The 19256-nt window shown below is 69.7% G+C and carries 19 protein-coding genes; 4 read left to right on the plus strand and 15 right to left on the minus strand.

Translation table 11 applies throughout. From position 1 onward, the window contains the following. Positions 1 to 60: 60 nt before the first annotated feature. The 8 genes from MQC88_RS05585 to MQC88_RS05620 form a co-directional block, all read right to left on the minus strand. On the minus strand, positions 61 to 801 hold the full coding sequence (locus MQC88_RS05585; protein ID WP_243319779.1) for a TerC family protein: 741 nt from the start codon (positions 799 to 801) through the stop codon (positions 61 to 63). Positions 802 to 831: 30 nt separating this feature from the next. Further along, positions 832 to 1212 carry a diacylglycerol kinase gene (locus tag MQC88_RS05590; protein WP_243319782.1) on the minus strand — a complete coding sequence of 127 codons (381 nt, stop codon included), beginning with the start codon at positions 1210 to 1212 and terminating at the stop codon, positions 832 to 834. A 277-nt stretch (positions 1213 to 1489) separates the two neighbouring features. Then, the gene (locus MQC88_RS05595) at positions 1490 to 2491 is read right to left on the minus strand and encodes an isoaspartyl peptidase/L-asparaginase family protein (RefSeq protein WP_425491554.1); all 1002 of its coding nucleotides are present in this window, start codon (positions 2489 to 2491) and stop codon (positions 1490 to 1492) included. 46 nt (positions 2492 to 2537) lie between these two features. Further along, positions 2538 to 3779 (minus strand): ABC transporter permease, encoded by a 1242-nt coding sequence (locus MQC88_RS05600; RefSeq protein WP_243319784.1) that lies wholly within the window; start codon positions 3777 to 3779, stop codon positions 2538 to 2540. Beyond that, entirely contained in the window at positions 3776 to 4480 is a 705-nt protein-coding gene (locus MQC88_RS05605; protein WP_243319786.1) for an ABC transporter ATP-binding protein, read from the minus strand. The genes MQC88_RS05600 and MQC88_RS05605 overlap by 4 nt, the downstream gene beginning before the upstream one ends. After that, positions 4477 to 5982 carry an efflux RND transporter periplasmic adaptor subunit gene (locus MQC88_RS05610; RefSeq protein ID WP_243319788.1) on the minus strand — a complete coding sequence of 502 codons (1506 nt, stop codon included), beginning with the start codon at positions 5980 to 5982 and terminating at the stop codon, positions 4477 to 4479. The genes MQC88_RS05605 and MQC88_RS05610 overlap by 4 nt, the downstream gene beginning before the upstream one ends. 116 nt (positions 5983 to 6098) lie before the next feature. After that, positions 6099 to 7367 carry a sensor histidine kinase gene (locus MQC88_RS05615; RefSeq protein WP_243319790.1) on the minus strand — a complete coding sequence of 423 codons (1269 nt, stop codon included), beginning with the start codon at positions 7365 to 7367 and terminating at the stop codon, positions 6099 to 6101. 17 nt (positions 7368 to 7384) lie between these two features. Then, positions 7385 to 8098 (minus strand): response regulator transcription factor, encoded by a 714-nt coding sequence (locus MQC88_RS05620; RefSeq protein WP_243319793.1) that lies wholly within the window; start codon positions 8096 to 8098, stop codon positions 7385 to 7387. Between the two features lie 106 nt (positions 8099 to 8204). On the opposite strand from MQC88_RS05620, the gene MQC88_RS05625 reads away from it, so the two are divergent. Further along, a complete protein-coding gene (locus MQC88_RS05625) occupies positions 8205 to 8549 on the plus strand; it encodes a DMT family protein (RefSeq protein ID WP_243319794.1) in 345 nt (114 codons plus the stop codon). 328 nt (positions 8550 to 8877) lie between these two features. Here the strand turns inward: MQC88_RS05625 and MQC88_RS05630 are convergent, their stop codons facing one another. From MQC88_RS05630 to nudE, 4 genes are all read right to left on the minus strand, one after another. Further along, entirely contained in the window at positions 8878 to 9183 is a 306-nt protein-coding gene (locus tag MQC88_RS05630; protein WP_243320312.1) for an Mpo1-like protein, read from the minus strand. Positions 9184 to 9212: 29 nt separating this feature from the next. Beyond that, entirely contained in the window at positions 9213 to 10106 is an 894-nt protein-coding gene (mazG, locus tag MQC88_RS05635; RefSeq protein ID WP_243319796.1) for a nucleoside triphosphate pyrophosphohydrolase, read from the minus strand. A 124-nt stretch (positions 10107 to 10230) separates the two neighbouring features. Continuing rightward, positions 10231 to 11061, minus strand: a complete 831-nt coding sequence (gene cysQ, locus MQC88_RS05640) for a 3'(2'),5'-bisphosphate nucleotidase CysQ (protein ID WP_243319799.1) — start codon at positions 11059 to 11061, stop codon at positions 10231 to 10233. Next, on the minus strand, positions 11048 to 11599 hold the full coding sequence (gene nudE, locus MQC88_RS05645; RefSeq protein ID WP_243319801.1) for an ADP compounds hydrolase NudE: 552 nt from the start codon (positions 11597 to 11599) through the stop codon (positions 11048 to 11050). Before nudE ends, cysQ begins: the two co-directional genes overlap by 14 nt. 125 nt (positions 11600 to 11724) lie before the next feature. On the opposite strand from nudE, the gene bioA reads away from it, so the two are divergent. Both bioA and MQC88_RS05655 read left to right on the plus strand, forming a co-directional pair. Next, positions 11725 to 13140 (plus strand): adenosylmethionine--8-amino-7-oxononanoate transaminase, encoded by a 1416-nt coding sequence (gene bioA / locus MQC88_RS05650; protein ID WP_243319803.1) that lies wholly within the window; start codon positions 11725 to 11727, stop codon positions 13138 to 13140. Next, a complete protein-coding gene (locus MQC88_RS05655) occupies positions 13131 to 13865 on the plus strand; it encodes a 16S rRNA (uracil(1498)-N(3))-methyltransferase (RefSeq protein ID WP_243319805.1) in 735 nt (244 codons plus the stop codon). The genes bioA and MQC88_RS05655 overlap by 10 nt, the downstream gene beginning before the upstream one ends. 51 nt (positions 13866 to 13916) lie before the next feature. Here MQC88_RS05655 and MQC88_RS05660 read toward each other — a convergent pair whose 3' ends face one another. From MQC88_RS05660 to MQC88_RS13110, 3 genes are read right to left on the minus strand one after another with little or no spacing between them, the layout of a single operon-like run. After that, the gene (locus tag MQC88_RS05660; protein WP_243319807.1) at positions 13917 to 14393 is read right to left on the minus strand and encodes a chemotaxis protein CheW; all 477 of its coding nucleotides are present in this window, start codon (positions 14391 to 14393) and stop codon (positions 13917 to 13919) included. 11 nt (positions 14394 to 14404) lie between these two features. Next, positions 14405 to 15637 (minus strand): chemotaxis protein CheB, encoded by a 1233-nt coding sequence (locus MQC88_RS05665; protein WP_243319809.1) that lies wholly within the window; start codon positions 15635 to 15637, stop codon positions 14405 to 14407. Between the two features lie 7 nt (positions 15638 to 15644). Continuing rightward, on the minus strand, positions 15645 to 18416 hold the full coding sequence (locus MQC88_RS13110) for a response regulator (protein WP_425491593.1): 2772 nt from the start codon (positions 18414 to 18416) through the stop codon (positions 15645 to 15647). Here MQC88_RS13110 and MQC88_RS13115 point away from each other — a divergent pair. Beyond that, positions 18347 to 18823: a pentapeptide repeat-containing protein gene (locus MQC88_RS13115; RefSeq protein WP_425491595.1), complete on the plus strand. Its 477-nt coding sequence runs from the start codon at positions 18347 to 18349 to the stop codon at positions 18821 to 18823. The genes MQC88_RS13110 and MQC88_RS13115 overlap by 70 nt on opposite strands. Positions 18824 to 19256: the final 433 nt, after the last annotated feature.

Here is a 19256-nt window from a genome sequence, read left to right on the forward strand (position 1 = left end):
CTCCGGCAAGGGGACGGCGGCATTGCAGCACCGTGCGCGTGAAGGCGCAACAACGGGCGGTCAGTCCTCCTGCAACCGCCTGCGCGCGCGTCGCTTGGCCCACAGGTTGAGCCCTTCGACCATCGCCGAGAACCCCATCGAGCCGTAGATGTAGGCCTTGGGTACGTGGATTTCCAGGCCTTCGACCACCAGGTACGCGCCGATCAGCACGATGAAGGCCAGCGCCAGCATCTTGATGGTGGGGTTGTTGTCGATGAAATGGCCCAGGGGCCGCGCCGCCAGCAGCATCACGGCGACCGCCAGCAGGATCGCGGCGACCATCACCGGCACGTACTGGTCGGCCATGCCGACGGCGGCGATCACCGAGTCGAGCGAGAACACGATGTCGATCACCGCGATCTGCGCGATCACCGCGGCGAAGGAGTTCGCCGGCTTGGTGTGGATGTCCTCGGCTTCGGGCTCCCCCGCGACCTGGTCGCGGATTTCCATCACGCCCTTGAACACCAGGAATACGCCGCCCAGCAGCAGCACCATGTCGCGCACCGAGAACCCGTGCCCGAAGACGGTGAACAGGTCGTCCTTCATGTGCGCCAGGTAGGCCAGGGTCAGCAGCAGCGCGACACGGGTGACGCACGCCGCGGCGATGCCGAACTTGCGCGCGCGCTCTCGGGTCGCGGGCGGCAGCCGGCTCACCGCGATCGAGATGAAGACCAGGTTGTCGATGCCCAGGACGATCTCGATCGAACTGAGCGTGACCAGCAGGATCCAGGTCTGCGGGTCGGCAAGCATGGCAAGACTCATCGAGCGATCATTCCAGGCAAGACGATGGGTTCACAGCAGGCGCGGGCCGAGGATCAGCCCCCAGGTGAGAAGCACGTTCAACATCAACACGAACACCGCGGCCGAGCCCATGTCCTTGGCGCGCCCGGCCAGTTCGTGGTGCTCGGCGCCGTAACGCTCGATCACCGCCTCGATCGCCGAGTTCAGCAGTTCGATGCTCAGGACCAGCATGCAACTGCCCAGCAGCAGCGCGCGCTCGATCGCCGACGCGCCGAGCCACAGGCCCAGCGGCGCGAGCACGACGAACAGGTAGACCTCGAGCCGGAACGAGGACTCGTTCAACCAGGCCGCACGCAGCCCCTGCAGCGACCATTTGGTCGCCAGCACGATGCGGCCGGGTCGCCGCGGCAGATGGCCGAATTCGTCCGCCACTTCAGTGCGCCGGCCCGGGGGTGGCGCAGGCGCATCCCGGCCCCCGGGCACGAGGCACGGCTCGGCGGACAGCGATGAAACGCGTGGGAATCGGCATGGGCGGTGGAATCCGGTGGTGCCAGGCGGCGGGACAGCGGCCAAGACCCTGATTTTGCCACAAGCCCGTTGCGGCGACGGCCGCCGCCATCCCGGAACGGCACTGCCGTGGGGCATCTGCCATGCCTTCGTCGCCGTCGCGCCCGCCCCAGGGCGTCCGAGGCCGGGCCCGATCCGGCGTTCAGTCGCGGAAGATCGCCACGCCGCGGCTTCCGTCCGGCCGGATCCAGCCGCGGTACATGCCCGAAGTGTTGAACGGCATCGCGATATTGCCTTCGGCGTCCAGCGCGATCGCGCCGCCGTCACCGCCTGCCGCGGGCACGACGCGGTTCACCACCGTTCCCGCGGCGGTGTCCAGGCTGTCGCCGCGGTAGGCCACGCGCGCGCAGATGTCGTGCGCGACCGCGTTGCGGATGTAGAACTCGCCCCAGCCGGTGCCGGACACGCCGCAGCGCTCGTCCGCCCAGGTGCCGGCGCCGATGACCGGCGAGTCGCCGATCCGGCCCCAGCGCTTGTTGGTCATGCCGCCGGTGGAGGTCGCCGCGGCGATGTGCCCGCGCGCGTCCAGCGCGACGGCACCGACGGTGCCGAAGTAGCCTCCGGGAATCGCTGGTACGCCGGTGGACGCCCGTGCCTGCTCGGCCGCCTGCGCCTTCTCCAGTTGCCGCCGGCGCACGTCGGTGTCGAACCAGTCGTTGGCCACGCGCTCGATTTCCGGGCGGGTGTCGGCGAAGGCCTCCGCCCCGGCACCGGCCAGCATCACGTGCGACGAATGCTCCATGACCGCCCGCGCCAGCTGGACCGGATGGCGCACCGTGGTGACGCCGGCCACGGCGCCGGCGCGGCGCGTATGGCCTTCCATGATCGACGCATCTAGTTCGTGCCCGCCGACGGCGTTGAACACCGCGCCCTTGCCGGCGTTGAAGCGCGGCGAATCCTCCAGCACCTCGATCACGGCCTGGACCGCGTCCAGCGCGGCGCCGCCGCCGGAAAGCACCGCGTTGCCGGCATCCAGCGCGCGCTCGAGGTCGGCGCGGATCGCCTGCTCGTCCGCAGCGGCCAGTGCGCTGCGCTCGATCGTGCCGGCACCGCCATGGATCACCAGGGCGGTGCGCGGCTTGTCGGCGGCGCTGGCGTTCAAGGCCGACATGGCGAAAAGCAGCGGCAACAGGCAACGAAACATGGCGATCCTCCCGCAGTCATGGCCGCAGGATAGCGCCACGCCGACACTACTGCTGCCGCAGCGCCTCGATCGGATCCAGCAACGAGGCCTTGCGCGCCGGGTAGTAGCCGAAGAACAGGCCGGTGGCGATGGAGAACGCGGCGGCGAGGCCGACCACCTGCCCGTTCAATGCCACCGGCAGGTCGCTGAACCTGCCGACCAGCAATGCGCCGGCGATGCCGATGACGATCCCGATCACGCCGCCGATCAGCGAGATCAGCATCGCCTCGGCCAGGAACTGGCGGCGCACGTCCGTCGGCCCGGCGCCCACCGCCATGCGCAGGCCGATCTCGCGGATGCGCTCGGTCACCGACACCAGCATGATGTTCATGATGCCGATGCCGCCGATCACCAGGCAGATCGTGGCGACCGCGCCGAGCAGTTTCGACATCAGGTCGGTGGTCGCGGTGCGGGTGGCGACGATCTCGCTGATGTTGCGCACGCTGAAGTCGTCTTCGGCGCCGGGCTTGATCCGGTGGCGCTGGCGCAGCAGCGCCTCCACCTCGGTTTGCACGTAGCCCAGGTCCCTGGCGTCGGCCACCGTCAACGCGATCTGCTGCACCGCGCCGGGCGGGATGCCCATCGCGCCCATCAGCCGACGGCGCCCGGTTTCCAGCGGCACCATCACCACGTCGTCCTGGTCCTGGCCGAAGCCCCCTTGCCCCTTTGGTGCCAGCGTGCCGACTACGGTGAAGGGCACGCGGCCCAGGCGGATGGTCTGGCCGATGCCGCTGTCGTCGCCGAACAGCGTGCGCCGCACGGTGTCGCCGATGATCACGCGCTTGGCACCGCCGCCGTAATCCTGCGCGTCGAATCCTGCGCCATCGGCGATCTTCCAGTCGTTGATGTCGAACCAGTCGGCCTGCACGCCCTGCCAGCTGGTCGATGCATTGTTCTCGGCATACACCACCTGGGTGTTGCCGCGCAGCGCGCCGGCGACGTATTGCACTTCCGCGACTTCGTCGCGGATCGCGCCGGCATCGTCCTCGGTCAACGTGTAGAAGCTGCCCGCGCTCTGGCGCGCGCCGCCACCCCCCGGACCGCGGCCGGCACCTGGCGAGACATCCAGCCGCTGCGACCCAAGCCCGGACACCAGCTTGTCGATCTCGCGCTGCGTGCCCTTTCCCACCGACACCATCACGATGACCGCGGCGATGCCGATGATCACGCCCAGCGAGGTCAGCGCGCTGCGCATCCAGTTGCCGCGCAGGGCGTGGATGGCGGTACGGAGGATGTCGACGAAGGTCATGCGCGCGCCTGCTCCTGCAATTCGCCATCGAGCATCATGAAGATGCGGTCGGCGTGCCTGGCCACTTCGGGATCGTGGGTGATGATGATCACGGTATGGTCGGCATCGCGCAGGCGCTTGAACAAGGCCAGGATCTCCTCCCCGGTCCTGCTGTCGAGCGCGCCAGTGGGTTCGTCGGCCAGCAGGATCGGCGGCTGGTTGATCAGCGCGCGCGCGATCGCCACGCGTTGCTGCTGGCCGCCGGACAGTTCGCTGGGCAGGTGCCCGGCACGCTCGGCCAGGCCGACCGACGCCAGCGCCTCGCGCGCCATGCGCTGGCGTTCCTGCACCGGTACGCGCGCGTAGCCCAGCGGCATCGCCACGTTGTCGAGCGCGCTCATCCGCGGCAACAGGTTGAAGCCCTGGAACACGAATCCGATCTTGTCGCGGCGCAGCGCGGCGAGCTGCTCGGCATCCAGCGTGGACACATCGACGCCGTCGCAGGCGTAGCTGCCGCTGCTGGCGGTATCCAGGCATCCGATCAGGTTCATCAGGGTTGACTTGCCGGATCCGGAGGGCCCCATGATCGCGACGAAATCGCCGCGCGCGATGCGCAGGTCGACGCCCTTCAGCGCAACCACCTCGGCCTGCGTGCCCGGGGAATAGACCTTGCCGAGGCCGCGCGTCTCGATCACCGCGGCTTTGGCGACAGCCAGGTTCATTGCGCGGCGCGCTCGCCGGTGACGACCTCGTCCCCGGCGCGGATGTCCCCGGACACCTCGGTATCGGTGCCGTCGCTGGCGCCGACCCGTACCATCGTCCGTTGCGGCTGCCCATCGACCAGCTTGTAGATCGCCACGCGGGTGGCGCCGATCAGCGCCGCCACCGACTGGTTCCATTGCCGGCGCTGCGCATCGTCGAGCGAAGAGCGGAACGCGGCGAAATCCTGCTGGTAGCGTTCGACCATGCGCTGGCGCACCTGCGTCGGCACCTGGCCGCCGCCATTGCCGCCATTGCGCGTTCTTCCGCGTCCTCCGAACAGGCTGTTGCCGCCCTGTGCCTGCGGCGCGGCCTCGCGTGCCGCCTGGCGCAGCCTGATCGCGGCGATCGCGGCATCGAATGCCGCCTGCTGCGTAGCATCGAGCTTCAACGCCGCGGCGTTGCGCGGCAGGTCGTCGGCAATGCCGCTGCCACCCCGGCGGGCCGCGGCCGCGGCCTGCGAATCCGCCGCCGCGTCGTCCGCCGGCTTGTAGCGCAGCGCCGCATTGGCGAGCTTGAGCACATTGGCGCGCTTGCTGACTTCGATCTCGGCGTTGACGGTCAATCCGGGCAACAGGATGCCATCGCTGTTGTCGACCGTGACCACCACGGGATAGGTGACGACGTTGCTGGCGGTCGTCGCCGACAGCCGCACCTGCTCGACCTTGCCCTGGAACTGCCGATCGGGGAAAGCGTCGGCGGTGAAGGTGACGGCCTGCCCCTGCCGCACCTGGCCGATATCCGACTCATCGACCGCCAGTTCGATCTTCATCTTCGACAGGTCTTCGGCGATGGTGAACAGTTCCGGCGCCTGCAGGCTGGCCGCGACGGTCTGGCCGGGCTCGATGGTGCGTGTCAGCACGACGCCATCGACCGGCGACCGGATCACGGTGCGGTCGAGGTTGACGCGCGTGGTCCGGGTGGAGGCCGCCTGCTGGCGGATCTGCGCCTGCGCTGCGCTGACCTGCGCCTTTGCCTGGTCGCGCGCGGCGCGCGCCAGGTCGATGTCGCTCCTGGCCACCAGTTGCTGCCCGCCGAGCGAAGTCTTGCGCTGGAAGTCGAGTTCGGCGTTGCGCAGGCTTGCCTGCGCCTGCCGCAGCGACGCCTGCGCGCTGGCGACCTGGGCCGTGCCCTGCTCGATCTGGGCCTCGTACGTGCTCGGATCGATGCGGGCGATGACCTGGCCCTTGGCGACCTTGTCGTTGAAGTCCGCCAGTACCTCGGTCACCTGCCCGGAGACCTGGCTGCCGACGGTCACCGTCGAGATCGCGCTCAGCGTGCCAGTGGCCGAGATTGCGACCCGGATGTCGCCGCGTTCCACCGCGACGGTGCGGTAGCCCGCTTCGGCACGGGGTGCGCGCTGCTGCCACCACCACAAGGTCGCGAGCGCGATCACGCAGGCGACGGCGATCGGGCCGGCGCGGCGGAAGTTGCGTCTGCTTGCAGGCGTCGAAGGTCTACCCATGCGGGGTCCGGTCGCGGAACGGCGGGAGGCGGGGACAGGTTATCGTCCGTGCGCTGAATGGACAGCCCGCGGCTTGGCGAGTTCCGGCCCGGTCGTGGCGGACCTGCCTTGCCGACTCAGGCCATGAACCGGATCGTGGCCGTGGTGCCGCGATCCGGCGCGCTGTCCAGGCCGACCGGCCAGCCGAAGCGCTCGCCAAGCCGGCGCACGATCGACAGGCCCATGCCCTTGCCCGACGGATTGTCGGGGTCGGCCCGATAGAACGGATCGAACGCACGTTGCAGGGTGTCGGCCGACATGCCGATGCCGGTGTCGCGGACCACCACGCGATCGCGCTCGATCCGCACCTCGACCTGGCCGCGCTCGGTGAAGGTGCAGGCGTTGGCAAGCAGGTTCCCCAGCATCACCGCGAACACCCGCGGCGAGGCGTGCAATTGCGGGTCGGCGTTCTCCACCAGCGTCAACTCGACCGGCTTGCCGGCGAGCAGCGGGCGCGCCTTGGCGACTTCCTCCGCCACCACGTCGCGCACCGCGAAATCCTCGCGCTGCGGCTCGATGTCGCCCTCCCGGGCCAGGATCAGGAACGATTCGATCACCGATTCCATGTCGCGCCCGGCGCGCTGGATTCGCGCCAGCGAGCGCTGGGCGCGCTGGGGCAGGTCCGGGTCGTTCTGCAGCAGGTCGCTGGCGACCCGGATCACGGTCAGCGGAGTCCGCAACTCGTGGCTGGCGTCGCGGGTGAAATCACGCTCGCGGCGCACGAACGCGCGCATGCGTTCGCCCATGCGTTGCAGCGCACCGGCGAGCTGGCGCGCTTCCATGCCGGCATCGGCCGGGAAATGGTCGGGTGCGAGGGCCGCGGTCTCCGGCTCCAGCGGATCCCAGCGCTGTACCTCCCGCGCCATCCAGTGCAGCGGCGAGACCAGCTTCCTGGCATTGCGATACGTGAACCACGCGCTGGCGGCCAGTGCCAACAGCGCCAGCAACATCGGTGCCAGCACCATCTGCAGCGAAAGCAGGTCGATCGTCGCCCGCGGGCTGGTCAGGTACAGGCGGATGTCGTCGCGCTGGTCGACCAGCACGATCGTGTCCTGCAGGTCGTACAAGCCGGGCTCGAGCCCGCGCAACGCGGGCGGCAACGACGCCGCCGAAGCGCCGGCGGCGACGGCATACCCGCGCACCAGGCGGCCGTCGGGCGCGGCATGCGCCGGATCGCCGGCGCGCCGCATCCAGAAATACGCCGCCTCATCCTGCAGCGCGCGCCGGGCGAGCTCGTGCTTGACCAACGTCACCGACGCCCAGGTGCCGGCGAGGATGACGATGCTCGCCATCGCCACCTGCAGCATGAAGGCGAAGCGCAGCTTGCGCGGCAGCCCCTGCGGCATGGCCGGTACCGCCGGCCTCAGGCCGGCGGCTGCTCGATGTCGGCGATGCGATAGCCGGCGCTCTGCACGGTATGCAGCAACGGCTTGTCGTAAGGCTTGTCGATGGTCTTGCGCAGGTTGTAGAGGTGGCTGCGCAGGGTGTCGGAGTCGGGCAGGCCGTTGCCCCAGATCTCGCGTTCGATTTCCTGGCGACTGACCACGCGCGGCGATTCGCGCATCAGGATCGTCAGCAGCTTCAGCCCGATCGGCGACAGCTGCAGTTCGATGCCGCCGCGGGTTGCGCGCAACGACGCCGGATCGAGCACCAGGTCGGCGACCTTGAGGACCTCGGATCCCACCTGGCGCCGCTCGCGGCGGATCAGGGCGCGCAGGCGGGCCTCGAGCTCCTGGATCGCGAACGGCTTGGTCAGGTAGTCATCGGCGCCCGCGGACAAGCCGGTGAGCTTCTCGTCGAGGGTGTCGCGCGCGGTCAGCATCAGCACCGGCGTGGATTTCCGCGCTTCCTCGCGCAGCCGCTTGCAGACTTCGATCCCGTCCAGCCGCGGCAGCATCAGGTCCAGCACCACGACGTCGTAGCTGTTCTCGGAGGCCAGGCGATAGCCGTCGAGGCCATCGGAGGCGTAATCGACCTCGAAGCCGCGGCCCTCCAGGTATTCGCCGACCATTTCGGAGATGTTGCGGTTGTCCTCGACGATCAGGACCAGACCGCCCGGTTCTTGGGATGCGCGCATGGGTTGGGTTCCTTGTCTTCAGCTTTGTGAAAGGTGCCGGGTCGCCAGTGGAAACCATGTGAAGGCGCTAGGCTGGCGTCCCTCTTCCGCCCCCGCCGGCCCGCCCATGCCCTTTCTCGACCGCGTCGTACCCATCGTGCTGTTGCTGGGCTCCAATGTCTTCATGACCTTCGCCTGGTACGGCCACCTGAAGTACAAGTCGACGCCGCTGCCGACCGTCATCCTGGCCAGCTGGGGCATCGCCTTCTTCGAATACACGCTGCAGGTGCCGGCCAATCGCCTCGGCAGCGCCGTGTACAGCGCGCCGCAGCTCAAGGGCATGCAGGAAGTGATCACCCTGCTGGTGTTCGCAGGTTTTTCGGCCTGGTACCTGGGGCAGCCGCTGAAATGGAACCACTGGGCCGGTTTCGCCCTGATCGTGGTAGCGGCATGGCTGATCTTCCTGGAGTGAACCGCGCGTTGCCTGCGCGGGCGAGCCCCCGGAATTGCCCTGGTCCTGCTCCAAGTCTCGCGCGCCTCTGCAAGCGACGCCGGTGGGCGGAGCCTGCGTGGAGGAGGGTTCGCCGATTCCGGGAGCCTCCATGCCTTGTCTGTTCGCATGCCTTCGCCGCGACCTGACGGGCCCCGACGTGGCCGCCGGGACGTCGGATCGCAGGCTTGCCGAAAAGCCGAAGCGCTTCCGCCTTGCTTGTACCACCGCTGCGAAAACGGCAACGCCAGACAAAACCACCTGAAGCCCGGTCCGCCGGAGAAGAGAGAAGCCTTGCTTCGCCTCCTGGCTAAAAACGAATGCGGCCGGTCAGGATGTCCTTGAACATCACCCAGTCGCCCATGAACGAATACAGCGGGTGCCGGAACGTCGCCGGCCGGTTCTTCTCGAAGACGAAGTGGCCGATCCAGGCAAAGCCGTAACCGCAGAGCAGCGCGCCAAGCAGCCACCACGGATCGCGTTGCACGATCGCCACGACCACCAGCACCAGCACCCCGCAACTGCCGATGAAATGCAGCCGCCGCGAGGTGCGGTTGGAGTGCTCGCCCAGGTAGAACGGGTAGAACTCGCGGAAACTGCCGAAACCCTCGTCCATCGACGTCATGCCTCCGGTTGCGGAATCGATCAAGCCTGCCCGGCCCGTTCCTCTTCCTTGGCCCGGTCCCAATAGCGATCCTGCTCCGCCAGCGGCAATCCCGCCAGCGCCACGCCGTCATCGGCGGCCAGCCGTTCCATCGCCCGGAAACGAAGCTCGAACTTGGCGTTTGCCCGGCGCAGTGCACGTCCGGGATCGACTTTCGCATGCCGCGCGAGGTTTGCGCAGACGAACAGCAGGTCGCCGATCTCGTCCTCGAGGCGGGCGTGCGCGCGTGCATCGCCGGGATCGGCCGCGACTGCGGCGAATTCCACCCGGACCTCGTCGATTTCCTCGTGCAGCTTGGCGATCACCGGTTCCGGGCCGGGCCAGTCGAAGCCGACCACGGCGGCCCGCTTCTGCAGCTTCGTCGCGCGCTGCCACTCCGGCAGGCCGCGCGCGATCCCCGCCAGCGCGGAGGTGTCACCGTGGCCGGCCGCATCGCGCTCACGGCGCTTGTGCGCTTCCCATTCGCGCGCCTGCTGTTCCAGCTCCTCGGCGCTACCGCCCGCAGCGGCTGCCGGCATCGTGCCTGTCGCGGCCTTTGCACATCCCTGCGCGGCGAACACGTGCGGATGGCGGCGCAGCATCTTGTCGCTGATCGCGGCGACCACGTCGGCGAAGGCGAATGCGCCCTGCTCCTGCGCCATGCGCGCATGGAACACCACCTGCAGCAGCAGGTCGCCGAGCTCGTCGCGCAGGTCGTGCAGGTCGTTGCGGTCGATCGCGTCGGCGACCTCGTAGGCTTCCTCGATCGTGTACGGGGCGATGCTGGCGAAGCTCTGCTGCAGGTCCCAGGGGCAACCGCCATCGGGATCGCGCAACCGGGCCATGATCGCGAGCAGGGTCGCGATGTCGCGGGGATCACCGTCAACCTGGCTCATGCGACTTTCCATCGACAGGTCGGGCGAAGACCGCTTCGGCATCCCGGAGTCGCCCGCCAAGCCCGCGGCCCGGGCGCCCGGGGCCGCGCGTCCGCGAATGCGCGCCATGCCCCAGCATGGCGGCTCAGGCGCGCCCGTCCATCCAGTCGCGCCACGGCAGCGACGGATCGCCCAGCGCGATGAAGTCGCCGTTGAGGATGGTGTCTCGCTGGTTGTAGCGCAACGCGCGCCCGCGCGGATCGACCACGATGCCGCCCGCGGCTTCCAGCACGCACTGGCCGGCGGCGGTGTCCCACTCGCTGGTCGGTCCGAAACGCGGGTACACGTCCATCGCGCCTTCCGCCAGGCGGCAGAACTTCAGCGACGAACCGATGCCGACCGGTTCCACTTCGCCCATCCGGCCCATGAAGGCCTCGGTGCGCGCATCGCGATGCGAGCGACTGGCGGCGACGCGCAACGGCGCGGTCGCCGGCGCGCGCGCGCGGATCGCGACGTCCGCATCGCCGTCGCGGCGGAACGCACCGCGGCCGCGCTGGCCGTGCCACAGCACGCCGGTGGCCGGCGCCTGCACCACGCCCAGCACGGGTGAGCCGTCCTCGCCGATGAGCGCGATGTTGACGGTGAACTCGCCGTTGCGCTTGATGAACTCGCGGGTGCCGTCGAGCGGATCGACCAGCCACATCCGCGACCATTGGCGGCGGACCAGCGCCGGCACGTCCTGCGCCGACTCTTCCGACAGCACCGGGATCCCGGGCGCCAGCCGTTCCAGCCCGGCAAGGATGCAGTGGTGCGCGGCGAGGTCGGCCGCGGTCAACGGCGAGCGGTCGTCCTTGTGCTCGACCGCGAAGTCGCCGTCGTAGACCGCGAGGATCCGCGCCGCGGCATCGCGTGCGAGCGCGATGATGCCTTCGCGCAACGCATCCAGCCGTGCACCGTTCGAATCATGTTCCGCCATGCCGCAGCCACTCCCGTGTCATGAACAACGCCGCAACCGAGCGGCCTTCGGAAAAATCCTCGCGCAACACCAGTTCGTGCAGTGCATCCAGCTTCCACGGCACCACTTCCAGCTCTTCCGGCTCGTCCCCAGGCAGGCGCCGCGGGTAGAGGTCGCGCGCCACCACGACGTGGGCCTGGTGGCTCATGTAGCGCGGCGACAGGGTCAGCGTGCGCAACGCACGCAGCGAGCGCGCGGCGTAGCCGGCTTCCTCCTGCAACTCGCGGTTGGCGGCGTCCAGCACGGCTTCGCCGGCGTCGATCCGGCCCTCGACCAGGCCGAGCTCGTAGCGGTGCACCCCGGCGGCGTATTCGCGCACCAGCAGCACGGTGTCCGCGTCCAGCAACGGCACCACGATCACCGCGCCGTGGCCGCGGCTGTGCAGGCGCTGGAACTGGCGACGCTCGCCGTTGCCGAATTCCAGGTCCATGCGCTCCATCCGGTACGGCCCGGCGTCGTGCTCGGTGATTCCGTGGATCGTCGGCAACCGGCGCGTCATCGCCTGGCCCCCGGGCCGCGCAAGGCAGTCCCGCCCGACGCGGCAACGGCCGTCACCGCGGCAATCCGGGCGATAATGGGCGGATGCAGAACGAGCCTGGCGGGAAGCGGTTCCATGCCGCTGCGATGATAGCGGACGCCGACGACTGGCGGTCGCGCGACCTCGCGGTCCTCTGGCACCCGTGCACGCAGATGCGCGAGCATTACCTGGACAGCGGCCCCGACACCCTGCCGCTGGTGCCGATCGAACGCGGCGATGGCGCCTGGCTGGTCGGCCGCGACGGCCGCCGCTACCTGGACGCGGTGTCGAGCTGGTGGACCAACCTGTTCGGCCACGCCGAACCGCGCATCGGCGCGGCGATCGCCAAGCAGGCCGGGCGCCTGGAACAGGTGATCCTGGCCGGCTTCTCGCACCAGCCTGCGGTCGAACTGGCGGAGCGGCTGCTGGCGATCGCGCCGCGGGAGGCGGGCCGGGCCGCGCTGTCGAAGGTGTTCTATGCCGACAACGGCTCGGCCGGGGTGGAAGTGGCGCTGAAGATGGCGTTCCACTGGTTCCGCAACCGCGGCGAACCGCGGCGCACCAAGTTCATCGCGCTGGAGAACGGCTACCACGGCGAAACCCTCGGCGCCCTCGCGGTCGGCGACGTGCCGCTCTACCGCCGCGTGTATGCGCCGCTGCTGGCCGAATGCCTGTTCGCGCCGTCGCCCGACGCTTACCTCGCCGCACCCGGCCAGTCACCCGCGCAATGCGCACAGCGCGCCGCCGACGCGCTGCAGGCGCTGCTGGAGCGTCATGGCGGCGAAGTCTGCGCCCTGATCCTGGAGCCACTGGTCCAGTGCGCCGGTGGCATGCGCATGCACGACCCGCTGTACCTGCGGCGCGTGCGCGAGCTGTGCGACGCCCACGGCGTGCTGCTGATCGCCGACGAGATCGCGGTCGGCTTCGGTCGCACCGGATCCCTGTTCGCCTGCGAACAGGCGCCGCCCGCGCGGCAAGGCGGCTTGCCGGGCATCCAGCCCGACCTGCTGTGCCTGTCCAAGGGCCTGACCGGCGGCTTCCTGCCGCTGGCCGCCGTGTTGGCGACGCAGGCGATCTACGACGGCTTCCTCGACGACTCGCGCGAGCGCGCCTTCCTGCATTCGCACAGCTACACCGGCAACCCGCTGGCCTGCGCGGCGGCGCTGGCGTCGCTGGCGATCTTCGAATCCGACCAGGTGCTGGCGCACAACCGCGCCACCGCAGGACGCATGGCTGCGCTGGCGGCGCCCCTGGCGGCGCATCGGCACGTGGCCGACCTGCGCCAGGCCGGAATGGTGGTGGCATTCGAACTGACCCGCGACGGCGACAGGCGCACGCCGTTCGATCCGGCGTTGCGCGTTGGCCTGCGCGCCTACCGCGCCGCGCTCGAACGCGGCGTGGTGCTCCGCCCGCTCGGCGACATCCTCTACTGGATGCCGCCGTACTGCGTCGACGAGGCGCAACTGCAACTGCTGGCCGAGGTGACGCGCGCGGCGATCGACGAGGCCACCGGATGCGTCTGACCCGCCTGCACGTGGAGGCCCCGCTGGCGGTCGGCGCCCGCGTGACCCTGCCGGAAGCGGCCGCGGGCCACCTGCTGCGGGTGCTGCGGGCGCAGGTCGGCGATGGCTGCGTGCTGTTCAATGGCGACGGCAACGATTACGACGCGCGCATCGCCACCGTCGGCAAGCGCGACGCCGGAGTGGACATCCTCGCCGCCCGCGCGGCCGGCAACGAATCGCCATTGCGCATCATCCTCCTGCAGGCGCTGGCGCGCGGCGAGAAGATGGACTGGATCCTGCAGAAGGCGGCCGAACTGGGGGTCGCCGCGATCGTGCCGGTGGCGAGTGAGCGCAGTGAAGTCAGGCTCGATGGCGAACGCGCCGAGAAGCGCGCCGCGCACTGGCGCAACGTGGTCGTCTCCGCCTGCGAGCAGTCCGGGCGGGCGACGATCCCCGGGGTCGCCGCGCCCGTCCTGCTGGCGCAGGCCATGGCCGGCCTGCCGGCAGGCGCGCTTCGAATGCTGCTCGATCCGCAGGCGCCGCAAGGCATGCCTGCACAGGAAATGCCGGCCGCCGGCATCGTGGTCGCGATCGGGCCGGAAGGCGGCTGGTCGGCGCGCGACCTGGAAAACCTGCGCGCAAACGGATTCGAGGGCCTGCGGCTGGGGCCGCGCGTGCTGCGCACCGAAACCGCGGGGATTGCCGCGATTGCGGCCTTGCAGGCGCGCCACGGCGACTTCGCCTGAGCGGCGCGCGGGGAACCGGCCCCGCCCTTTTCGGGGACGCTGACGGTGGGCTCAGGCGGCCTTGTCGAGCGCCTGCCCGATCAACAGTTCGACCTGTTCGAGGTCCGGCAGCAACGCCGCATCCTCGTTCAGGACGACGCGCGCCTGCACGCCCACGGGAAGCGCCGCGTCGTCGCCGGCATCGTCCGCCAATGCCGCCTGCGGGACCGTCACCAGGCGCGGGAAGCCCTGCGTCAGCAGCGCGAAGAACGGCGCCTTTGGATCGCCGCCAAGCGCCTTGAGCACCACGACCTTGCTGCCCAGCCCGCCGCGCTCGTCGGCGATTCCCGCCATCCGCGCGAAAGCGATCAACGGCAATTGCCAGCCGCGCCAGCGGATGCGGCCGAGCAGCCAGTCCGGCGCATCAGCCACCGGCTCCGGATCGGCGAACGACAGGACCTCGGCGATGGTGGCGTTGGGCAGCAACAGGCGCGCCCCTGCGACCTGGATCAACACGCCGCGGATATCCTGGCTGGTGGCAGTGGTCATGGTCTTCTTCCTCAGCTCAGCGAAAGCCAGCGGGTGGAAAGTCGTCTAGCCAGTTCCCGCGGCGAACCCGATTCGCCCCCGCGCGCGACCAGCGCCACGGCTGCCTCTCCGTCAAAGCAGCCATCGGGCGACTGCCCGGCGACGAGCGCGCCGCGCAGGGCCTGCGCCATGACCTCGTCGATCAATGCCGGGTCGCTGCCGCTAAGCACCAGGATTGCGCTGTCGGCGGCGGGCAGGCCGAGCAGGACCGGGATCGCCTGGCCCGGCTCCATCGCCACAAAACGAATGACGTCGCCATCGAGCGCGGCGGCGATGGCATCGGGCACGATATAGACGCGGCCCGGTTCCAGCGCTTCGCCGGGCTGCGCGAGTGCGACCGGCATTTCCGTAGCGCGCTGCATCTGCCGCACCAGTCGGTCATGGCGTCCGCCGTCGAGGCGCTGCCGGACCAGCAACGGTCGCGGGAAGCGTGGCGGGACCGCAGCCAGCAATTGCCGCACCGCATCCGGGCCGCCGACGCCGGCGATCACGATCACCGCCCCGCTCTGCGGCCCGACTTCGGGCTCGATCCGGTCCTGCGGCAGGTCCAGCGTGGCGGTGCGGACCTGGATGTCGTCGAGGTCCATGCGAAAGCGATCGCTGGACGCGGCATCGTCGGCCTCGGGAACTTCGACGTTCTCCAGCGCCACCTTCCCGAGCCAGCTCTCCAGGTCAAGCACTTCTTCCTGTTTCGGTGCACTTGGCATCGATGCGTCCTCGCCGGATTGCATCGCGTCGGATCCAGGTCCGGACACGATTCCGAAGTCCAGCGGTATCGCATCGAGGTCATGATCCACGTCGGGCCGCTGATAAAGATCAGGGCGTTGCGGTTCACCATGGAAAGTGAAAGCCGGTTCGGATTCCTCCCTGCCGGGGGGCAGCACATCGTCGTGGCGATTCAGCTTGGCGGCCAGGTGCCGCGTCCAGCGCGCGGCATCCCAGCCTTCACGCGAAGCGGCGAGTTCGGCCTCGTCGAAGACCACGGTGACCGCCGGATCGTCGAGCACGGCTTCAAAGCGCTCGAGCACTTCTTCGACAGCCGGTTCCAGGGCCACCAGCACCGCCCCGGGAGCCGCGCCCTGCAGCGTGCCGCAGTCGCCCGTGGTGGGGTCAAGCACCAGCACCGGCTCGGCACCGACCTCGCGCAGGGCAGCCTGCAGGCGATCACAGGCAGTGCCGGGGCGCGCCAGCAGCGCGACCCGCATTGCCGGTTCAGTCATGGCCCTGCGGCTCCCCGTCGATCGCCCCTACCTGCGCCAGCAGCTCGAACACGTTGCGCAACAACTCGTGCTCCTGGTAGGGCTTGCCCAGGTAGCGCTGCACGCCGATCTCGAACGCGCGCTGGCGATGCTTCTCGCCGGTGCGCGAGGTGATCATGATGATCGGCACATCGCGCAGGCGCGCGTCGGCCTTCATCGTGGTGGCCAGCTCGTAGCCGTCCATCCGCGGCATCTCGATATCGAGCAGCATCAGGTCCGGCACCCGCTCGACCATGCGCTCGAGCGCGTCGATGCCATCCTTTGCGGTGCCCACTTCGAAGTTGTGGCGCTCCAGCACGCGTCCGGTGACCTTGCGCATCGTCACCGAGTCATCCACCACCATGACCAGCGGCACCTTTCGCGCCTCGACCACCGGCGCGGGCGCGACATCGCGCGGCATCGTGGCCTGGCGGCGTACCAGCGGCGCGACGTCGAGGATCACCACGACGCTGCCGTCGCCCATGATCGTGGCACCGAAGATGCCCGGCACCGAAGCGACCTGCGGGCCGACCGGCTTGACCACGATTTCGCGGTTGCCCAGCACCTGGTCGATGGTCACTGCCGCGCGCAGGTCGCCGGAGCGGACCAGCAGCACCGGCATCTGCAGCTGCCCTTCGGCCTTGGCGGCGCCGTGGCCGAGCAGCAGGCCAAGGTCGTGGATCGCATAGTCCTCGCCGCCGTAGGCGTAGCTCGCACCCGGCTTGCCGAGGTCCTCGCGGGAAATGCGGCCGACGCCACGCACCGAGGCGATCGGCACTGCGAAGCTGGTCTCGCCGATGCGCACGAACACCGCCTGGGTGACCGCCAGCGTCTGCGGCAAGCGCAACAGGAAGGTGGTGCCCTTGCCGGCGCGGGTCTGGATGTCGAGCGTGCCACCGAGCTGGCGCACTTCGCTGGCGACGACGTCCATGCCGACGCCGCGGCCGGCCAGGCGGCTGACCTCGTCGGCGGTGGAGAAGCCCGGCTCGAAGATCAGCGCGTCGAGCGCGTGGTCGGCGAGCACGGCGTCGTCGCGGATCAGGCCGCGCTCCACGGCGCGCCTGCGGATCGCCCCGCGATTGAGGCCGGCGCCATCGTCGCCGACTTCCAGGACCACTTCCGAGCCTTCGCGGCGAACCGCGATGCGGACTTCGCCTTCTTCCTGCTTCTTCGCCTTCCGGCGCGCATCCGGGGCTTCGAGGCCGTGGGCGACGGCGTTGCGCAGCATGTGTTCCAGCGGCGCGGTCATGCGCTCGAGCACGTTGCGGTCGAGTTCGCCCTGCGCCCCCTCGAGCTTGAGCTGCACCTGCTTGCCGGTGTCGGTGGCGGCCTGGCGCAGCACCCGGCGCAGGCGCGGCACCAGTGCGTCGAATGGCACCATGCGCGTGCGCATGAGGCCTTCCTGCAGGTCCGAGCTGACCCGCGACTGCTGCAGCAGCAGGGTTTCGTACTGGCGCGTGAGGTCGTCCATCGACCCCTGCAGCGAGGTCAGGTCGGCGGCCGATTCGGCCAGCGCGCGCGACAGCTGTTGCAGCGTCGAGAAGCGGTCGAGCTCGAGTGGGTCGAAGGTCTGGTCGACGGTGTCATGCTCGCGCTGGTAGCGGGCGATGATCTGCGCTTCGGTTTCGCTGTCCAGGCGCCGCAGCTGGTCGCGCAGACGCATGTTGGTCTGCTCCATTTCACCCATCGCGCTGCGGAACCCGCCCAGCTGCTGCTCCAGGCGGGCGCGGTAGATCGCGACCTCGCCGGCGTAGTTGACCAGTCGGTCGAGCAGGTCGGCGCGGATGCGCACCTGCTCCTGCGGCGCGCGCACGCCGATATCGTCGTCGTCGCCGTGGGTGGCGTCGCCGATCGGCGCGGACAGCGGCTTGAGTTCGACCTTGGGCGCAGGCACCGGCACCGGCCTGGCCTTGTCCCCGGCCTCGCGTTGCGCGGGCGCGATCGCCTCTCCGCGCGAACGCGCGTCGAACTCGGCGATCAGCTGTTGCGGCAGGCCGATCGCACGGCGCGCGCCGACCCGGGTGATCATCGCGTGCAGTCGATCGATGCCGCGTTCCAGCAACGGGATGCCGTCGCGGCCGAGTTCGGTGCGCTGGTCGACCACGGCTTCGAGCAGCGATTCCATGACGTGGCCCAACTCGCCCGCGGCCATGATCCCGGCCATGCGCGCGCCACCCTTGAGCGTGTGCAGGTCGCGCTGCAGGCCGACCAGCGGCTCGCGCTCGCCGGGCGCCTCACGCAGCTGCGCCAGCAGGCCGTCGGAGTGGTCGAGCAGGTCGACGCTTTCCTCGACGAAGATGTCGACCAGTTCCGGGTCCAGGTCGGAGAGGTCGAGCGGCTCGTCGGGATCCTCTGCGGAAGCTGCAGCCTGTTCGAGGAACGCGGCGACGGCGGGTTCCGGCGTTGCCGCTGCGGCTTCCGTCGTGGTCGCGGTTTCGTTCTCGGCCGCGGCAACGCGTTCTGCTTCGGCCTGTTCGGCTGCGATGCGTGCGGCTTCGGCACGCTCGGCTTCGAGACGGGCCTCCTCGGCCTGCTGGGCTGCAAGGCGCTGGGCGTCTGCGCGCTCGGATTCGAGCCGCTCGGCATCGACGCGTTCGGCTTCGGCACGCTGCGCTTCGAGGCGTTCGGCTTCGAGGCGTTCGGCCTGCTCCCGCTCCGCGTCGGCCTGGCGTTCGCGTGCGACCCGGTCCTGCTCGGCGTACTCGGCTTCCAGCCGCGCATATTCCAGGCGCTCTTCTTCCTCCAACCTGGCCGCTTCGGTGCGCTCGGCTTCGGCGCGCTCGGCTTCGGCACGCTCGGCTTCGAGGCGCTCTGCTTCGAGGCGTTCGGCTTCGAGGCGTTCGGCTTCGAGGCGTTCGGCTTCGAGGCGTTCGGCTTCGAGGCGTTCGGCTTCGATGCGTTCGGCTTCGATGCGCTCGGCTTGGATGCGCTCGGCTTCGAGGCGCTCTGCTTCGACGCGCTCGGCTTGGATGCGCTCGGCTTCGAGGTGCTCTGCTTCGACGCGTTCGGTTTCGTCGCGTTCGGCTGCCGGGCTCGCTGCTTCGACAGGGCCGGCATCGGTGTCCGCCTCGCCCGCGTCCGCGGGGACCGCAACTTCGCCGTCGTCGAACGCCAGACTTTCGATCTCGACGGACGCCAGGGCGTCGCCGTTGAATTCGGCGGCAAGGTCGCCATAAGCGCTGAGGTCCAGTTCCGCAAGTTCCCGCGCCAGCGGATCGTCCACGCGCAGGGGCTCGAACGGCGGCTCGGTCGTCACCGCCTCCTCGAACGGCAACTTGCCTTCCGGCAGGCTGTCGCGCAGCGCCGACAGGCGCGCGGCCAAGGCATCGCAACGTGGCACCCGCGACCCCGTCGCGTGCAAGGCAGCCACCGTGGCCCGGGCCGCATCCGCAAGTTGCGCCAACGCTTCGACGCCATCCGGGGTCGCGAGCGCATGCGCGACCAGCAGGCGCTTGACGTAGGCCTCGGCTGGCGTCATCGCATCGGTGATCGCCGGCACTTCGGTCATCGCGAAGGCGCCGTTCATTGTGTGGATCGCGCGCAGCAGGCTGTCGTCGGCGTAGGCCGGCGCGGCAGTGGCAGCAAG

The sequence above is a fragment of the Cognatiluteimonas sedimenti genome (assembly GCF_022808325.1).
Classification (GTDB): domain Bacteria; phylum Pseudomonadota; class Gammaproteobacteria; order Xanthomonadales; family Xanthomonadaceae; genus Cognatiluteimonas; species Cognatiluteimonas sedimenti.

Coding starts and splice junctions, on each gene's coding strand:
- MQC88_RS05600 (WP_243319784.1), bottom strand. CDS start 3,779: ATGACCTTCGTCGACATCCTCCGTACCGCCATCCACGCCCTGCGCGGC.
- MQC88_RS05665 (WP_243319809.1), bottom strand. CDS start 15,637: ATGCGGGTCGCGCTGCTGGCGCGCCCCGGCACTGCCTGTGATCGCCTG.
- MQC88_RS05615 (WP_243319790.1), bottom strand. CDS start 7,367: ATGCCGCAGGGGCTGCCGCGCAAGCTGCGCTTCGCCTTCATGCTGCAG.
- MQC88_RS05595 (WP_425491554.1), bottom strand. CDS start 2,491: ATGTTTCGTTGCCTGTTGCCGCTGCTTTTCGCCATGTCGGCCTTGAAC.
- mazG (WP_243319796.1), bottom strand. CDS start 10,106: ATGAGCCAGGTTGACGGTGATCCCCGCGACATCGCGACCCTGCTCGCG.
- MQC88_RS05605 (WP_243319786.1), bottom strand. CDS start 4,480: ATGAACCTGGCTGTCGCCAAAGCCGCGGTGATCGAGACGCGCGGCCTC.
- nudE (WP_243319801.1), bottom strand. CDS start 11,599: ATGACGCGCCGGTTGCCGACGATCCACGGAATCACCGAGCACGACGCC.
- MQC88_RS05655 (WP_243319805.1), top strand. CDS start 13,131: ATGCGTCTGACCCGCCTGCACGTGGAGGCCCCGCTGGCGGTCGGCGCC.
- MQC88_RS05660 (WP_243319807.1), bottom strand. CDS start 14,393: ATGACCACTGCCACCAGCCAGGATATCCGCGGCGTGTTGATCCAGGTC.
- MQC88_RS05625 (WP_243319794.1), top strand. CDS start 8,205: ATGCCCTTTCTCGACCGCGTCGTACCCATCGTGCTGTTGCTGGGCTCC.
- MQC88_RS05610 (WP_243319788.1), bottom strand. CDS start 5,982: ATGGGTAGACCTTCGACGCCTGCAAGCAGACGCAACTTCCGCCGCGCC.
- bioA (WP_243319803.1), top strand. CDS start 11,725: ATGATAGCGGACGCCGACGACTGGCGGTCGCGCGACCTCGCGGTCCTC.
- MQC88_RS05630 (WP_243320312.1), bottom strand. CDS start 9,183: ATGGACGAGGGTTTCGGCAGTTTCCGCGAGTTCTACCCGTTCTACCTG.
- cysQ (WP_243319799.1), bottom strand. CDS start 11,061: ATGGCGGAACATGATTCGAACGGTGCACGGCTGGATGCGTTGCGCGAA.
- MQC88_RS05620 (WP_243319793.1), bottom strand. CDS start 8,098: ATGCGCGCATCCCAAGAACCGGGCGGTCTGGTCCTGATCGTCGAGGAC.
- MQC88_RS05585 (WP_243319779.1), bottom strand. CDS start 801: ATGAGTCTTGCCATGCTTGCCGACCCGCAGACCTGGATCCTGCTGGTC.